Genomic DNA, 15,820 nt, shown 5'->3' with positions numbered 1-15,820 from the left:
GGTCCGTGACCGCAAGTCTACGGCGGGCGGGCCCGGTTGGGCCCGGCCCGTACGCGCCGTCGGTCAGCCTCGCGCCCGCTGGGTGACCGCGATGCAGACCAGTACGGCGGCGGCCGTCAGCGGCGCGGCCGGGGTGAGCCGCTCGCCGAGCAGCAGCACCGACCACACCAGTGTGAGCAGGGGCTGTGCGAGCTGCAACTGACTGGCCTTCGGGATGCCTATCGCCGCCATGCCGCGGTACCAGACCACCAGGCCGAGGAACTGCGAACCGGCCGCCACCCAGAGCAGACCGGTCACACTGTGCGCCGTGAAGTGCACCGGCTCGTACGCCAGGGCGAGGACGGTGCCCGGCACGGTGAGCGGCAGGCACAGTACCAGCGCCCAGCCGATGACCTGCCAGCCCGGCATGATCCGCGCCAGCCTGCCACCCTCGGTGTAGCCCGCGGCGCAGACCAGCAGCGCGCCGAAGAGATAGGCGTCCGCACCGGTCAGGGCGCCGCCGCTCTGCTGCACGGTGAACGCGATCACCGCGGCGGCGCCCGCGAGTGCGGCGCCCCAGAAGGTACGGGAGGGTCGCGCGCCCGTACGCAGCGCCGAGAACAGCGCGGTCGTCAGCGGGAGCAGTCCGACGACGACGGCCGCGTGCGAGGTGGTGGACGTCCGCAGGGCCAGCGTCGTGAGCAGCGGGAAGCCGAGGACGACGCCCAGGGCGACCACGGCCAGGCCGGGCAGGTGCCGCCGGGCCGGCAGCGGTACCCGCAGCGCCAGCAGACAGCCGCCCGCGATGACCGCCGCCAGCACGCTGCGCACGGTCACCAGCGACCATGGCCCGAAGCCCTCCAGGCCCCAGGCGGTGGCCGGGAACGTCAGCGAGAAGGCGACGACGCCGAGGGCGGCCTGAAGGGTGCCGGTGCGGGCGTGGGGGGAACGGTCGCCGGGCTCGGTGGCCGTGGCGGTCGCGGCGGGCGTGACGGCCGGGGCGGGCTCGGTGGATTCCCGGGAGGAGGCGCTGACTGCTATTGCGGTTTCGGCGGTAGCGCTATTCTCTGCTCTCATGCATGAGCGTAGCAGTGCTGGTAGCAGCGTCGATGGTCTGGCGGATCGGCTCCGGCGGGAGCTGGACCGCTACTCGCCGGGTGGAAAGCTGCCGTCCAGCCGGGCGCTCGTGGAGCGGTTCAGGGTGAGTCCGGTGACGGTCTCGCGGGCGCTGGCGCAACTGTCCGCCGAGGGCCTGGTGGTCACCCGGCCCGGAGCCGGTGCCTTCCGGGCCGAGCCCCGCACCGCGCCGGCCGCCGGCGACACCGCCTGGCAGACCGTGGCGCTCAGCGCGGACGCCGCCACCGAGTCCGTACCGCGCACCGTGGACGCCTCCGGGGTGCTGGTGTCGCTGGCCGCGCCGCCACCCGGAGTGATCGAGTTCAACGGCGGCTACCTCCATCCGTCCCTCCAGCCCGAGCGGGCGATGGGCGCGGCGCTGTCCCGGGCGGGGCGCAGGCCCGGGGTCTGGGGGCGGCCGCCCATGGAGGGCCTGCCCGAGCTGCGGGAGTGGTTCGCGCGGGGCATCGGCGGGGCGATCGGCGCGGCCGACGTACTGGTCACCGCGGGCGGGCAGTCCGCGCTCACCACCGCCCTGCGCGCCCTCGCGCCGCCCGGCGCGCCCGTGCTCGTGGAGTCGCCGACGTACCCCGGCATGCTCGCCATCGCCCGCGCCGCCGGGCTGCGCCCGGTGCCGGTGCCGGTGGACCCCGACGGGGTGAAACCGGCGCTGCTCGCCGACGCGTTCAAGGCCACCGGGGCGCGGGTGTTCGTCTGCCAGCCGCTGTTCCAGAACCCGACGGGCGCGGTGCTCGCGCCCGCGCGGCGCGCCGAGGTGCTGCGCATCGCGCGGGACGCGGGGGCGTTCGTGGTCGAGGACGACTTCGTGCGCCGGCTCGTGCACGAGGACGCGGGGCCGCTGCCGCGTCCGCTCGCCGCCGACGACCCCGACGGAATCGTCGTGCACGTGTGCTCGCTGACCAAGGCGACCTCGCCCAGTTTCCGGGTGAGCGCGCTCGCCGCGCAGGGGCCCGTCCTGGAACGGCTGCGCGCCATCCAGGTCGTCGACACCTTCTTCGTCCCCCGCCCGCTCCAGGAGGCGGCGCTCGAACTCGTCGGCTCGCCCGCGTGGCCGCGTCATCTGCGGTCCATCGCCGCGGAGTTGCGCAACCGGCGCGACATGATGACCGCCGCGCTCCGCCTGCACCTGCCCGAGCTGGACCTGCCGCACGTCCCGTCCGGCGGCTATCACCTCTGGCTGCGGCTGCCCGACGGCGCCGCGGCGGAATCCGCCCTGGTCGCGGGCGCCCTGCGGGCGGGGGTCGCCATCACCCCGGGCCGCCCCTACTTCAGCGCGGAGCCCCCGGCCGGCCACCTCCGCCTCAGCTTCGCGGCCGTCGCCGGGGCGGCGGAGATCACGGAGGGGGTACGACGGCTGCGGGCGGCTTGCGACGAGGCGCTGGATGGTTCCAACGCCCCGCACGCCGACTCCCGTTCGCGTACGTGAATTTCAGAATACCTTCAGTTACAGCTCTTGACCTGCGTTGATTCGCGGTCGACCATCGCCGCATGCATTGTCGGGTCACCTTCGTCGCCGCCGCGCGAAGCTCCTCGCTGCTCGCCGAGCGCTTCGAGGACGACCGGCCGCTGGACCAGGCGGGGTGGGGCGAGGTGCAGCGTGTCGCCCACGAGCTGGTCCCGCTGGCCGCGGCCGAGCTGCGGTACTGCTCGCCGACCCCGCGCAGCAGGGCCACCGGCGAGGCCCTCGGCTACTCCCCGCTCGTCCAACTCGCCCTGCGCGACTGTGACATGGGCCGCTGGCGAGGGCTCACCTTGGGCGAGGCGATGGCGCGCGAGCCCGAGGCCGTCGACGCCTGGCTCGCCGACCCGCGCTCCGCCCCGTACGGCGGTGAATCGCTGCTGGCCTTCGTCTTCCGGGTCGGCGGCTGGCTCGACACCCGGCCCGCCGACGACGGCGGCCGGATCGTCGCCGTCGCCGAGCCGTCGGTGGTCAGGGCCGCCGTGGTCTACGCCCTCAGGGTGCCGCCGTCCGCGTACTGGAACCTCGACGTGCGCCCGCTGTCGACGGTCACGCTCACCGGCCACAACGGCCGCTGGAACCTGCGCATCGAGGCGGGCGCCCAGCACCCCTAGCGCGTGTACTCCGTGGTGAGCAGCAGGTCCTTGGCCGGGCCGCCCACCCGCCACACCGTGCGCCAGTGGCCGGGGTCGTACACGGTGAACTCGCCGCGGTAGAGGTCGGCCGCGCACGGGTGGTCGGCGACGTGGTGCCCCGTCGTCAGGTCCAGGTCGTGGAACGGGCGGCCGTCGGCGAACCGTACGGACGCCGTGCCGGGGCGGTCGCCGGGCAGATAGCGCAGCGTCCGCTCGGCGGGCCGGGCGGCGCCCCGCCAGGAGAACGTGCCCGACTCGTGGTGCAGCAGCCCGCCGCCCTCCAGGGGGCCGAACACCGTGCCGCCCGAGAAGTCCCCCTCGTCGCCGCTCGCCAGGTCCCGCACCGTACGCGCCACACGCCAGTCCCCCGCGAGATACGCCAGTACGTCCGGCACCGGCCAGAACCCGCCGGTCTCGCCCACCCCGCCCATACCGCCCGTCCCGCCCATCCCGTCCCGCTCTCCGTCCTGTCCGTGCTGCGCGACCCATTGACGCTCCACAGTCCCCTCCCTATCTTGCCGTTCGAAGTGCTGACCAATGTTCGAAATGACGAACTACGGAGTGTCCATGTCACGCACCCGCACCCGCACGCGCTGGAGACTGGGTCTCACCGCCACCGCCTTCCTGGTGGCCGGAGCCGTCGTCCCGGCACCCGCCCACGCCGAGGCCGTCACCGACTACTCGATCACCGTCGACCCCAAGGGGTCGGGCGCGAAGATCGACGACACGATGTACGGCGTCTTCTTCGAGGACATCAACCGCGCCGCGGACGGCGGACTCTACGCGGAACTCGTCCAGAACCGGTCCTTCGAGTACAGCACCGCGGACAACTCCTCCTACACCCCGCTCACCTCCTGGGCGGCGGACGGCAGCGCCGAGGCGGTGAGCGACGGCGGGCGGCTCAACGCCCGCAACCGCACCTATCTCTCCCTCGGCGCCGGTTCGGCGGTCACCAACTCCGGCTACAACACCGGCATCCGGACCGAGAAGGGCGAGCGCTACGACTTCTCGGTGTGGGCCCGCGCCGACGCGGCCACCCCCCTCACCGTGACCCTGCACGACGCCGACGGCACCCTCGCGAGCGCCCGCAAGGTCGCGGTGCGCGGCGGCTGGGCCGAGTACCGGGCGACCTTCACCGCGACCCGCGACAGCACCACCGGGCGGCTCACCGTCACCGCGGGCGGGCCCGTCGCGCTCGACATGGTCTCGCTCCTGCCGCGCGACACGTACAAAGGCCACGGCCTGCGCACGGACCTCGCCGAGAAGATCGCCGCCCTGCACCCGGGCTTCGTGCGCTTCCCGGGCGGCTGCCTGGTCAACACCGGCTCCATGGAGGGCTACGACGAGGCGTCCGGCTACCAGCGCAAGCGCTCGTACCAGTGGAAGGACACCATCGGCCCCGTCGAGCAGCGCGCGACCAACGCCAACTTCTGGGGCTACAACCAGAGCTACGGACTCGGCTACTACGAGTACTTCCAGTTCTCGGAGGACATCGGCGCGATGCCGCTGCCCGTCGTGCCCGCGCTGGTCACCGGCTGCGGCCAGAACAAGGCCACCGACGACGAGGCGCTGCTCGAGCGGCACATCCAGGACACCCTGGACCTGATCGAGTTCGCCAACGGGCCCGTGACCAGCGAGTGGGGGAAGAAGCGGGCGGCCATGGGGCACCCCAAGCCCTTCCACCTCACCCACCTCGAAGTCGGCAACGAGGAGAACCTGCCGGCCGAGTTCTTCGAGCGCTTCACGCAGTTCCGGGACGCCATCGAGGCCGAGTACCCGGACATCCAGGTGATCTCGAACTCCGGCCCCGACGACGCGGGCACCACCTTCGACACCGCCTGGCAGCTCAACAAGGACGCCGGCGTCGACATGGTCGACGAGCACTATTACAACAGCCCCCAGTGGTTCCTCCAGAACAACGACCGCTACGACTCCTACGACAGGAACGGCCCCAAGGTCTTCCTCGGCGAGTACGCCTCCGGCGGCAACACCTTCAAGAACGCGCTCGCCGAGGCCGCGTACATGACCGGCCTGGAGCGCAACGCCGATGTCGTGAAGCTGGCCTCGTACGCCCCGCTGCTCGCCAACGAGGACTACGTGCAGTGGCGCCCCGACATGATCTGGTTCAACAACCACGCCTCGTGGGGCTCCGCCGACTACGAGGTGCAGAAGCTCTTCATGAACAACGTGGGCGACCGGGTGGTGCCCTCCACCGCGACCACCACCCCGGACGTGAGCGGCCCGATCTCCGGCGCCGTCGGCCTGTCCACCTGGGCGACGACGGCCGCGTACGACGACGTGAAGGTCACGGCCGAGGACGGCTCGACGCTGCTGAGCGACGACTTCTCCGGTGACGCCGCCCGGTGGACGCACACCGGCGGCGGGAGCTGGAGCGTCCAGGACGGGCAGTACGTGCAGACCGACGAGGCCGCCGAGAACACCATGGTCTCCGCGGGCGACACCTCCTGGCAGAACTACGACCTGCACGTGAAGGCCACCAAGAAGTCCGGCAAGGAGGGCTTCCTCGTCGCCTTCGGTGTCAAGGACACCGGCAACTACTACTGGTGGAACCTGGGCGGCTGGAACAACACCTCCTCCGCCGTCGAACAGGCCGTGGACGGCGGCAAGTCGACCCTGATCTCCAAGGCCGGTTCGATCGAGACGGGGCGCGCCTACGACATCGACATCGAGGTGCGGGGGCGGCAGGTGACCCTGCTGCTCGACGGCGAGGAGTGGGGCAGCTTCACCGACGACAAGCCGGCCGAGCCGTTCCGGCAGGTCGTCACCCGGGACGCGAAGACCGGCGACCTCATCGTCAAGGTCGTCAACGCGCAGTCCGCGGACGCCCGTACGGCCGTCGACCTCGGTGGTGCGAAGGTCGCGAAGAAGGCCCCGGTGACCACGCTCGCCGCCGCGCCGGACGCGGTGAACAGCGAGACGGACACGGCCGTCGCCCCGGTCACGTCGACCTTCACCGGGGTCGCCGACCGGTTCACGTACACCTTCCCGGCGAACTCCGTGACGTTCCTGCGCATCAAGAAGGGGTAGGCGCAACGCGGGTCCGGGAGTGAGCCGGGCCCGGGTCCGGGAGTGAGCCGGGCCCGCCGGAGCCGTGGTCCGCCGTCCACCGGGCGGTGGACCACGGCTTCCCGTACGGGGCGCCCGCCGTGGCCTTCGCCGTGGTGATCGTCCGCGCGGTAATTGCCTTGCGGCGTACCGGTGTCGCTGTCATGATCCCTCGCATGATGATGCGAAAGGCGGCCACCGCCACCGTCCGGTGAGCGCGGTGCCCGGTCCCCAGGAGGGACCTGTCCCGTCCGCCCCCCACCACGACCTCCCGCGGCCCGTGTCCCCACAGGACCGCCTCGCGCGGGCGCGGCTGCTCGCCGGTGACTGGCTCGCCCACGGGCTGGCCGCGTGTCCGGCCGACCGGCCCGCGGCCGAGGCCGCCGTCACCGAGCTGTACCGCCTGATCGGCGAACCGGCCCCGGAGTTCCGCTGGACCCCGTCGCCGCCCGCCGCACTCCGGCTGCTGCGCCGGTACCCCGCAGCCTTCCCGCCGCTCCGGCTGGACAGCGGGCCCGCGCTCGTCCGGCCGGACCTCAGAACGCCCGCCGCCCGGCTCGCCTCCCTCCAGCGCGACCTGCGCGAACGGCTCGACGACCGGGTGGGCCACCCGCTGGGCCGGGACCGCCGGCCGACGCCGGGCGAGCTGCCGGCCGAACAGGCGCTGGCGGCCGGCCGGCCGCTGAACTCGGTGATCGACAGCGTTGGCCGGCTCGCGCTGCGTACCACCCTGCACAGCTCCGTACGCGCCCTGCTGCGCACCGAGTTCATGCCCACGACGGGCGGCCTGGACGGAACGACCTGGTACGGGCAGCACGACGCCCAGTGGATCGGGCACTACGACGTCTTCGACCGCGTCGGACTCGCCCGCTACCGGTCCGGCGACCGGGCCCAGCTCGGCCTGTGGGCCGCGCTCGCGCGCGCCACCGGCTGGTGGTGGCCCGGCGCCGGAGTGTGCGTCCTGGCCGAACGGCCCACCGAAATCCACACCGAACCCCTCCCCGACGCCTGGCACGGCGAGCGGCGGCTGCACCGCGGCGACGGCCCCGCCGTCCGCTTCGCCGACGGCGCCGCGGTGCACGCCCTGCACGGCACCCACGTGCCGGCCTGGGTGATCACGGACCCCACCGTCGAACGCATCCACGCCGAGCGCAACGTGGAGGTCCGCCGCAGCGCCATCGAGCGCATCGGCTGGGACGGCTACCTCGCACAGGCCCGCCTCGGCCTCGTCGCCACCGCCCGCGACCCCGGCAACGACGGCTCCGACCTGCACCTCTACGACGTTCCGAACGAACTGTGGGGACGCCCCGCGCGGCTGCTGCTCGTCGTCAACGGCTCCGTCGAGCCGGACGGACGCCACCGCCGCTACGGGCTCGGCGTCCCCGCCCACTTCGACGACCCGGTCGCGGCCGCCGGCTGGACCTACGGGCTCTCGGGCGAGCAGTACGCCCGGCTGGCCCGCCGTACGTGAACGCCCGTGCCCGGCCGCCCGACCCGTACACCTCTTCCACCCACACCCAAGGTGATGCAGATGACCATGCCGACCATGACCCTCGCCGACCTCACCAGCCGTACCGGACTCGACGTCCTCGACCATTTGGAGCGCCAGGTCACCATCCCCGTCGTCGACGGGCTCCAGGCACAGGGCGATCTGATCGTCGTCCCCTACGGGTTCGTCGCGCACAGCGTGCGGCTGCACTCGTGGGCCACCTGGACCGACGTGCCCGCCGACGGCGTCGAGCTGCTGCGCGGCGCGGCGGGCGGCAACCCGCACTCCCTGGTGGCCGACCCCGGCACCTGCCGGTGGACGACCGGCCTCCGCGATCCGCTCGGCCTCTGCCTCGGCATGCTCGACACCACGGCGGTCGCGTATCTCATCCACCCCGAGCACGGCGGCACCGGTATCGCACCCGGCCGCTATGTCGTACGCCGCCAGCGCGAACGCGGCTCGCAGCGCGCCGGACGACTGGGCAACCGCCTGATCGCCGACTGACCGGAAGGGGCGGCCGGGGCCCGGCCATCGAGCCGGGAGGGGGCGGCCGGAGCCCGGGCCCGTCCCCCGCGGGCCCGGGCCTCGGGCCCATCCTCCGCGGGCCCGGGCCTCGGGCCCATCCTCCGCGGGCCCGGGCCTCGGGCCCATCCTCCGCGGGCCCGGGCCTCGGGCTCAGGACCCCGCCGGTACCCGCTGCCCGCCGCCCACCGCAGCCGCGCCGACCCGTTCGGCGAGGAAGGACTCCCAGGTCCGCTCGCCGACGTCATGGCCGGTCAGGGCCAGGTTCTCGCCCGCGCGGTAGGCACGGCCCGCCTTCCCGGGCATCCGCACCGGCAGCAGCGGGCGGCACCGGCCGGCTTCCGCGCCACCCTGTCGTCGCCCTTGTCGCCGCCCGCCAGGTGCAGCACCGTCGCCACGCCCGTGAGCGCGGCGCCGAGCCCCTTGCCGTCATGGTCACCGAGCAGGTCGACCGCGACGTGCTCGACGCCGGGCCCCGGATCGCCGCCGCGCCGGCTGAGGATCCGCACCTCGGACCCGGCCGCCCACGGCGCGGTCACCGGCATCGACGTCATCGCCGACCCGGACCGGCTCCGGGCCGTCGACATCGCGGTCCTCGACGCGGCCTGAGCCACGAGTCCGGGGGCCGGGCGGGCCGCCCCCGCCCGGCCCCCGGGGTCACGAGGAGCGGCGGGCGGCCGTCATCACGCCGGCGGCGGGGCGATCCGGGCGGCCACGGCGTCGAGGACCCAGTCGAGGCCGGTCGCGAAGGTGGTCTCGGCGTCCACGTCCGTGCCGTCGTGCACGGCCCTGGCCACCGCCGGGAAGCGGCCCGTGGCCAGCATTTTCGTCATGTGCGGGCCGCGGGAGCGCTGCCAGTCGTGCCTGGACAGACCCGTGGCGCGCTCGGCCCGCAGGTTCGCGGTCTCGCGCCTGATCGCGCCGATGCAGTACGCGTTGACGGTCTCCACGGCGCGCATGACGGTGTCGATGTCGGCGAGGCCGTCGAGGGCGGACAGCGTGGCCTCGGCCACGGCGAGCCCGTTCGGGCCCATGGCCGGACGGCCGCCGAGCAGGTCGGCCAGCCACACGTGACGCAGCGCGGCCCGCCTCGTCCGGTGGGCGAGGTCGGCCAGCGTCTCCCGCCAGTCACCGGGCCGCTCCCGCGGGACGATCTCGGCCTGGACCTCGTCCAGCATGAGGTCGAACAGCTCCTCCTTGGTGGAGATGAATCCGTACAGCCGCATCGGCCCGGCGTTCAGCCGGGCGGCGACCTTGCGCAGGGACACCGCCTCCAGGCCGCCCTCGTCGGCGAGTGCGACGGCGGCGGCGACGATCCGCTCCCGGTCGAGCGGTACGGGGCGATGCGGCGGCTCGGGCCGGTCCCAGACAGTCATGGTCACACCGTACTGTTGCGATACGGTGTATCGAGCCAATACAGTGTATCGACATGAGACAACGCATCGCCGTCGTCGGAAGCGGTCCCGGCGGCCTCACCTTCGCCCGCGTCCTGCACCGCCACGACCGTCCCGTCACCGTCCTCGAACGCGACCCCGCCCCCGACGCCCGTCCGCCGGGCGGCGCGCTGGACCTGCACGAGGGGCTGGGCCAGCGCGCGCTGGACAAGGCGGGGCTGCTGGCGGAGTTCCGGGCGCTGTCGCGTCCCGAGGGGCAGGCCATGCGCATCCTGGACCCCGACGGGACCGTCCTGCGCGACTGGCCGGCCCGTCCGGACGACCGGGCCAACCCCGAGATCGACCGCGGGCACCTCCGCGACCTGCTGCTCGGCCCCCTCGACGTCCAGTGGGGGCGGACCGTGACGCAGGTGGTGCCGGGGGACCGGGACGGCGTACGCGTCCACTTCGCGGACGGACGGCAGGAGACGTACGACCTCGTGGTCGGCGCGGACGGCGCCTGGTCGCGGGTCCGCCCGGCCCTGACGCCGGTGACGCCGCACTACACCGGCGTCACCTACGTCGAGACCTCCCTGGACGACATCGACACCCGCCACCCCGACCTGGCCCGGCTGGTCGGTGACGGCTCCCTGGCCGTGTACGGCGTGAACCGGTCGCTCGTCGCCCAGCGCAACAGCGACGGCCACGTCAAGGTCTACGCCCAGCTCCGGGCGCCCCTGGACCGGCGCACGGACCCCGAGTCGGCGGATACCGAGACCGTGCGATCGGGCCTCCTGGCCCTGTTCGACGGCTGGGCCGCTCCCCTTCTGGACCTCCTCCGCCACGGCACCGCTTTCGTCCGCCGCTCCCTGTACGTCCTGCCCGTGTCCCACACCTGGACCCACGTCCCCGGGGTGACGCTGCTGGGCGACGCCGCCCACCTGATGCCGCCCCTGGGGGCGGGCGCGAACCTCGCGATGCTGGAGGGTGCCGAACTCGCCGAGGCCGTCGCCGTCGCCGCCCCCGGAGAGCTGGACGCGACCGTCCGCGCCTTCGAGGAACGGATGTGGGCGCGGGCGGGCCGGTGGGCGGAGTTCACGACGGCCGGTCTGAAACGCCTGGTCAGCCCGGACCCCGCCCAGGCCCTCGCCCTCTTCGACGAGGTCCAGCCGTCCTGACCGCGGGGCCCGCCCGGCCCCGCCGCCCCTCCCGTACCCATGGATCGATATTGCATAAACGTGCATCGATACGTATAGTCATGCCATCCAAGAGGAGGGTTCCATGGCGGTACGTGCGGCGGTGGCCGGAGCGAGCGGATACGCGGGCGGGGAACTGCTGCGTCTGCTCCTGGCGCACCCGGAGATCGAGATCGGCGCCCTGACGGGCAACTCCAACGCGGGCCGGCGCCTGGGCGCCCTGCAACCGCACCTGCTGCCGCTCGCCGACCGCGTGCTCCAGGAGACCACCGCCGACGTCCTCGCCGGGCACGACGTGGTCTTCCTCGCGCTGCCGCACGGCCAGTCCGCCGCGGTGGCCGAGCAGCTCGGTCCGGACGTCCTCGTCGTGGACATGGGCGCCGACTTCCGGCTGAAGGACCCGGCCGACTGGGAGCGGTTCTACGGTTCCGCGCACGCCGGGACCTGGCCCTACGGGCTCCCCGAACTGCCGGGTGCCCGCGGAGCGCTGGAGGGGTCCAAGCGCATCGCGGTGCCCGGTTGCTACCCGACGGCCGTCTCGCTCGCGCTCTTCCCGGCGTACGCGGCCGGGCTCGCCGAGCCCGAGGCCGTGATCGTCGCCGCGTCCGGCACCTCCGGCGCGGGCAAGGCGCCCAAGCCGCACCTGCTGGGCAGCGAGGTCATGGGCTCCATGTCCCCGTACGGCGTCGGCGGCGGGCACCGGCACACGCCCGAGATGATCCAGAACCTCTCCGCGGCGGCCGGCGAGTCCGTCTCCGTGTCCTTCACGCCGACGCTCGCCCCGATGCCCCGCGGCATCCTCGCCACGTGCAGCGCGAAGGCCCGCCCCGGGGTGAGCGGGGAGTCGGTGCGGAGCGCCTACGAGAAGGCACTCGCGGACGAGCCGTTCGTGCACCTGCTTCCCGAGGGGCAGTGGCCCGCGACCGCGTCCGTCCACGGTTCCAACGCCGTTCAGATCCAGGTCGCGTACGACGCGGCGGCGCACCGCATGATCGTGATCAGCGCGATCGACAACCTGACCAAGGGCACCGCGGGCGGTGCCGTCCAGAGCATGAACATCGCCCTGGGCCTCGACGAGGCCACGGGTCTTTCCACGATCGGAGTCGCACCGTGAGTGTCACCGCTGCCAAGGGGTTCACGGCGGCCGGTATCGCCGCCGGGATCAAGGAGAACGGCAACCCGGACCTGGCCCTCGTGGTCAACAACGGGCCCCGTCTGGCCGCCGCGGGCGTCTTCACCTCCAACCGTGTGAAGGCCGCGCCGGTCCTCTGGTCCGAGCAGGTGCTCAAGGGCGGTCTGGTCTCGGCCGTCGTCCTCAACTCCGGCGGTGCCAACGCCTGTACCGGACCCAAGGGCTTCCAGGACACGCACGCCACCGCCGAGAAGGCGGCCGAGGTCCTCGGGCAGAACGCGGGGGAGATCGCCGTCGCCTCCACCGGGCTGATCGGCGTCCTGCTGCCCATGGACAAGCTGCTGCCGGGGGTGGAGACCGCGGCGGACGCCCTGTCCGAGCACGGCGGCGAGAAGGCCGCCATCGCCATCAAGACCACCGACACCGTCCACAAGACCTCCGTCGTGACGAAGGACGGCTGGACCGTCGGCGGCATGGCGAAGGGTGCCGGCATGCTCGCCCCGGGCCTGGCCACCATGCTCGTCGTCGTCACCACCGATGCCGACCTCGGCGCCGAGGTCCTCGACAAGGCGCTGCGGGACGCCACCCGGGTCACCTTCGACCGCGTCGACTCCGACGGCTGCATGTCCACCAACGACACCGTCCTGCTGCTCGCCTCCGGCGCGTCCGGCGTCAGCCCCGGGTACGCGGAGTTCGCCGAGGCCGTACGGGCCGTCTGCGACGACCTCGGCCAGCAGCTGATCCGTGACGCGGAGGGCGCCAGCAAGGACATCAAGGTCGAGATCGTGGGTGCCGCGAGCGAGGCCGACGCCGTCGAGGTGGGCCGCTCCATCGCCCGCAACAACCTGCTCAAGTGCGCCATCCACGGCGAGGACCCCAACTGGGGCCGGGTGCTCAGCGCGATCGGCACCACGTCCGCCGCCTTCGAGCCGGATCAGCTGAACGTCGCCATCAACGGCATCTGGGTCTGCAAGAACGGCGGCGTCGGCGAGGACCGCGACCTGGTCGACATGCGCTACCGCGAGGTCCACATCGTCGCCGACCTCGCCGCGGGCGACGAGACGGCCACCATCTGGACCAACGACCTCACCGCGGACTACGTCCACGAGAACAGCGCGTACTCGTCATGAGCAATGTGACGCGGAAACACACCGCACTCCCCAAGGCCCAGATCCTCGTCGAGGCGCTGCCCTGGCTGACCCGGCACCACGGCAAGACGGTCGTCATCAAGTTCGGCGGCAACGCCATGGTGAACGAGGAGCTGAAGGCCGCCTTCGCCCAGGACGTCGTCTTCCTGCGGCACGCGGGCCTCAAGCCCGTCGTCGTGCACGGCGGCGGACCGCAGATCAGCAAGGCGCTCGACCGGCACGGCATCGTCAGCGAGTTCAAGGCGGGCCTCAGGGTCACCACCGAGGACGCCATGGACGTCGTACGCATGGTGCTCGCCGGACAGGTGCAGCGCGAGCTGGTCGGGCTGCTCAACCAGCACGGACCGCTCGCCGTCGGCCTGACCGGCGAGGACGCGCACACGATCACCGCCACCAAGCACACACCCCGGATCGACGGCGAGCTGATCGACATCGGGCGGGTCGGCGAGATCACCGAGATCGACACGGGCGCGATCGAGGCCCTGCTCGCCGACGGCCGCATCCCGGTCGTCTCCTCGATCGCCCGCTCACAGGACGACGGTGACAAGGGGCATGTCTACAACGTCAATGCTGATACGGCGGCTGCGGCACTCGCTGCGGCGCTTGGCGCCGAAACGCTGATGGTCCTGACCGACGTCGAAGGTCTCTACGAGGACTGGCCCGACAGCGACGAGGTGATCAGCCGCCTCACCGCGAGCGAGCTGGAGAAGCTGCTGCCCGAACTGGCCAGCGGCATGGTGCCCAAGATGGAGGGCTGTCTGCACGCCGTGCGCAACGGCGTCACCACCGCCCGCGTCATCGACGGCCGCGTCCAGCACTCGATCCTGCTGGAGATCTTCACGGACGAAGGGATCGGCACGATGGTCGTGCCGGACGACGAAGAACAGAAGGAGAAGGGGGACGCCGCATGACCGCCAACGAGGAACTGACCCAGCGGTGGCAGGGCTCGCTGATGGACAACTACGGCACCCCCCGCCTCCCCCTGGTCCGCGGCGAAGGCACCAGGCTGTACGACGCCGACGGCAAGGAGTACCTCGACTTCGTCGGCGGCATCGCGGTCAACGCGCTCGGCCACGCCCACCCGGCCGTCGTCGAGGCCGTCAGCAGGCAGATCGCGTCCCTCGGGCACGTCTCCAACCTCTTCGTCGCCGAGCCGCCGGTCGCGCTCGCCGAACGGCTGCTCAGCCTCTTCGGGCGTGACGGCAGGGTCTACTTCTGCAACTCCGGCGCCGAGGCCAACGAGGGCGCCTTCAAGATCGGCCGGCTCACCGGACGGCCGCACATGGTCGCCACCCAGGGCGGCTTCCACGGCCGGACCATGGGCGCCCTCGCCCTCACCGGCCAGCCCGGCAAGCAGGACCCCTTCCGGCCGCTGCCCGGCGACGTCACCCACGTCCCGTACGGCGACGCCCAGGCGCTGAAGGCAGCGGTCACCGAAGACACCGCACTGGTGATCATCGAGCCGGTCCAGGGCGAGAACGGCGTCGTCGTACCGCCCCCCGGCTACCTCAAGGCCGCCCGCGCGATCACCGCCGCCACCGGCAGCCTCCTCGTCCTCGACGAGGTGCAGACCGGCATCGGCCGCACCGGGCAGTGGTTCGAGTACCAGGCGCACGACGGGGTCCTGCCGGACGTCGTCACGCTCGCCAAGGGGCTCGGCGGCGGCCTGCCGCTCGGCGCCACCGTCGCCTTCGGACGCGCCGCCGAACTGCTGAAGCCCGGCCACCACGGCACCACCTTCGGTGGCAACCCGGTCGTCTGCGCCGCCGGTCTCGCCGTGCTCGACACCATCGAGTCCGAGGGACTGCTCGAGAACGTCAAGCGGGCCGGGGCGCGGCTGCGCGACGGGATCGAGGCGCTCGGCCACCCGCTGATCGGCCACGTCCGGGGCGCGGGCCTGCTCCTGGGTATCGTGCTCACCGAGCCGCTCGCGCCGCAGGTGCAGCAGGCGGCTCAGGACGCCGGCCTCCTCGTGAACGCGCCCGCCCCCGACGTCGTACGGCTGATGCCGCCGCTGAACCTCGGCGACGACGAAGTGGACGCGCTGCTCGGGGCGCTGCCCGGCGTCCTCGACGCAGTCAGCGCGGTCGACGCGGCCGACGGGGAAGGACGAGCCGGAGAATGAGGCGACGATGAGTCAGGCGCAGGACCACGAGCAGGCCGGGCCCGCCGTACCGCAGACCCGCACCGCACGCCACCGCCGGATCGTGGACATCCTCAACCGGCAACCGGTGCGCTCCCAGAGCCAGTTGGCGAAGCTGCTCGCCGACGACGGGCTGACCGTCACGCAGGCGACGCTCTCCCGGGACCTGGACGAGCTGAACGCGGTGAAGATCCGCAACAACGACGGCGACCTCATCTACGCGGTACCGAGCGAGGGCGGCTTCCGCACCCCGCGCGCACCGCTGGGCGAGTCGGCGAAGGAGGAGCGGATGCGGCGGCTGTCCGCGGAACTCCTCATCTCCGCGGAGGCCTCGGCCAACCTCGTGGTCCTGCGCACCCCGCCGGGCGCCGCGCAGTTCCTCGCCTCGGCCATCGACCAGGCCGAACTGCACGACATCCTCGGCACCATCGCGGGCGACGACACGCTGCTGCTGATCAGCCGCGACCCGACCGGCGGCCAGGCGCTCGCCGACCACCTGCTGCGACTGGCGCAGAACCACCACTGAGCGCCGCGCCCGGCC

16 protein-coding genes are annotated in these 15,820 nt (G+C 72.9%); 12 read left to right on the top strand and 4 right to left on the bottom strand.

Going from position 1 to position 15,820, the window contains the following annotated elements:
* Positions 1-63: 63 nt before the first annotated feature.
* Positions 64-1,056 carry a DMT family transporter gene (locus ACFV6E_RS06315; RefSeq protein ID WP_385459665.1) on the bottom strand — a complete coding sequence of 331 codons (993 nt, stop codon included), beginning with the start codon at positions 1,054-1,056 and terminating at the stop codon, positions 64-66.
* Here ACFV6E_RS06315 and ACFV6E_RS06310 point away from each other — a divergent pair.
* A complete protein-coding gene (locus tag ACFV6E_RS06310; RefSeq protein WP_385459663.1) occupies positions 1,055-2,542 on the top strand; it encodes a PLP-dependent aminotransferase family protein in 1,488 nt (495 codons plus the stop codon). The genes ACFV6E_RS06315 and ACFV6E_RS06310 overlap by 2 nt on opposite strands.
* 62 nt (positions 2,543-2,604) lie before the next feature.
* Complete coding sequence (locus tag ACFV6E_RS06305) at positions 2,605-3,189, top strand: histidine phosphatase family protein (RefSeq protein WP_385167467.1); 585 nt, start codon at positions 2,605-2,607, stop codon at positions 3,187-3,189.
* On the opposite strand, the gene ACFV6E_RS06300 is transcribed toward ACFV6E_RS06305, so the two are convergent.
* Complete coding sequence (locus tag ACFV6E_RS06300; RefSeq protein WP_385167509.1) at positions 3,186-3,641, bottom strand: DUF6314 family protein; 456 nt, start codon at positions 3,639-3,641, stop codon at positions 3,186-3,188. The two genes, ACFV6E_RS06305 and ACFV6E_RS06300, sit on opposite strands and share 4 nt — an antisense overlap.
* Before the next feature lie 136 nt (positions 3,642-3,777).
* Here ACFV6E_RS06300 and ACFV6E_RS06295 point away from each other — a divergent pair, with 136 nt between their 5' ends.
* The 3 genes from ACFV6E_RS06295 to ACFV6E_RS06285 all read left to right on the top strand — a co-directional run bounded on the left by ACFV6E_RS06295 (position 3,778) and on the right by ACFV6E_RS06285 (position 8,269).
* Entirely contained in the window at positions 3,778-6,258 is a 2,481-nt protein-coding gene (locus ACFV6E_RS06295; RefSeq protein ID WP_385167466.1) for an alpha-L-arabinofuranosidase C-terminal domain-containing protein, read from the top strand.
* 298 nt (positions 6,259-6,556) lie between these two features.
* The gene (locus tag ACFV6E_RS06290) at positions 6,557-7,747 is read left to right on the top strand and encodes a DUF6745 domain-containing protein (RefSeq protein ID WP_385167464.1); all 1,191 of its coding nucleotides are present in this window, start codon (positions 6,557-6,559) and stop codon (positions 7,745-7,747) included.
* A gap of 60 nt (positions 7,748-7,807) precedes the next feature.
* The gene (locus tag ACFV6E_RS06285; protein ID WP_385167463.1) at positions 7,808-8,269 is read left to right on the top strand and encodes a hypothetical protein; all 462 of its coding nucleotides are present in this window, start codon (positions 7,808-7,810) and stop codon (positions 8,267-8,269) included.
* A gap of 171 nt (positions 8,270-8,440) precedes the next feature.
* Here the strand turns inward: ACFV6E_RS06285 and ACFV6E_RS06280 are convergent, their stop codons facing one another.
* Positions 8,441-8,599, bottom strand: coding sequence for a hypothetical protein (locus ACFV6E_RS06280; protein ID WP_385459661.1), 159 nt, complete (start codon positions 8,597-8,599; stop codon positions 8,441-8,443).
* Positions 8,600-8,689: 90 nt separating this feature from the next.
* Between ACFV6E_RS06280 and ACFV6E_RS06275 the strand changes: the two genes are divergently transcribed.
* A complete protein-coding gene (locus ACFV6E_RS06275) occupies positions 8,690-8,896 on the top strand; it encodes a hypothetical protein (RefSeq protein ID WP_385167461.1) in 207 nt (68 codons plus the stop codon).
* 74 nt (positions 8,897-8,970) lie between these two features.
* On the opposite strand, the gene ACFV6E_RS06270 is transcribed toward ACFV6E_RS06275, so the two are convergent.
* Positions 8,971-9,663: a TetR/AcrR family transcriptional regulator gene (locus tag ACFV6E_RS06270; RefSeq protein WP_385167459.1), complete on the bottom strand. Its 693-nt coding sequence runs from the start codon at positions 9,661-9,663 to the stop codon at positions 8,971-8,973.
* A 53-nt stretch (positions 9,664-9,716) separates the two neighbouring features.
* On the opposite strand from ACFV6E_RS06270, the gene ACFV6E_RS06265 reads away from it, so the two are divergent.
* From ACFV6E_RS06265 to ACFV6E_RS06240, 6 genes are all read left to right on the top strand, one after another.
* Positions 9,717-10,838, top strand: coding sequence for an FAD-dependent oxidoreductase (locus tag ACFV6E_RS06265; RefSeq protein WP_385459659.1), 1,122 nt, complete (start codon positions 9,717-9,719; stop codon positions 10,836-10,838).
* A gap of 103 nt (positions 10,839-10,941) precedes the next feature.
* Complete coding sequence (argC, locus tag ACFV6E_RS06260) at positions 10,942-11,970, top strand: N-acetyl-gamma-glutamyl-phosphate reductase (RefSeq protein WP_385459657.1); 1,029 nt, start codon at positions 10,942-10,944, stop codon at positions 11,968-11,970.
* Positions 11,967-13,118 carry a bifunctional glutamate N-acetyltransferase/amino-acid acetyltransferase ArgJ gene (gene argJ / locus ACFV6E_RS06255; RefSeq protein WP_385167454.1) on the top strand — a complete coding sequence of 384 codons (1,152 nt, stop codon included), beginning with the start codon at positions 11,967-11,969 and terminating at the stop codon, positions 13,116-13,118. The genes argC and argJ overlap by 4 nt, the downstream gene beginning before the upstream one ends.
* Positions 13,115-14,047 carry an acetylglutamate kinase gene (argB, locus tag ACFV6E_RS06250; RefSeq protein WP_385167452.1) on the top strand — a complete coding sequence of 311 codons (933 nt, stop codon included), beginning with the start codon at positions 13,115-13,117 and terminating at the stop codon, positions 14,045-14,047. The genes argJ and argB overlap by 4 nt, the downstream gene beginning before the upstream one ends.
* Positions 14,044-15,261, top strand: coding sequence for an acetylornithine transaminase (locus tag ACFV6E_RS06245; protein WP_385167450.1), 1,218 nt, complete (start codon positions 14,044-14,046; stop codon positions 15,259-15,261). Before argB ends, ACFV6E_RS06245 begins: the two co-directional genes overlap by 4 nt.
* 7 nt (positions 15,262-15,268) lie before the next feature.
* Positions 15,269-15,805 (top strand): arginine repressor, encoded by a 537-nt coding sequence (locus ACFV6E_RS06240; RefSeq protein ID WP_385167448.1) that lies wholly within the window; start codon positions 15,269-15,271, stop codon positions 15,803-15,805.
* Positions 15,806-15,820: the final 15 nt, after the last annotated feature.

The sequence above is a fragment of the Streptomyces sp. NPDC059785 genome, from assembly GCF_042732375.1.
Lineage (GTDB): Bacteria > Actinomycetota > Actinomycetes > Streptomycetales > Streptomycetaceae > Streptomyces.
Note: the sequence above shows the minus strand (reverse complement) of the source record. Positions and strands in the feature narration are given on the sequence as shown.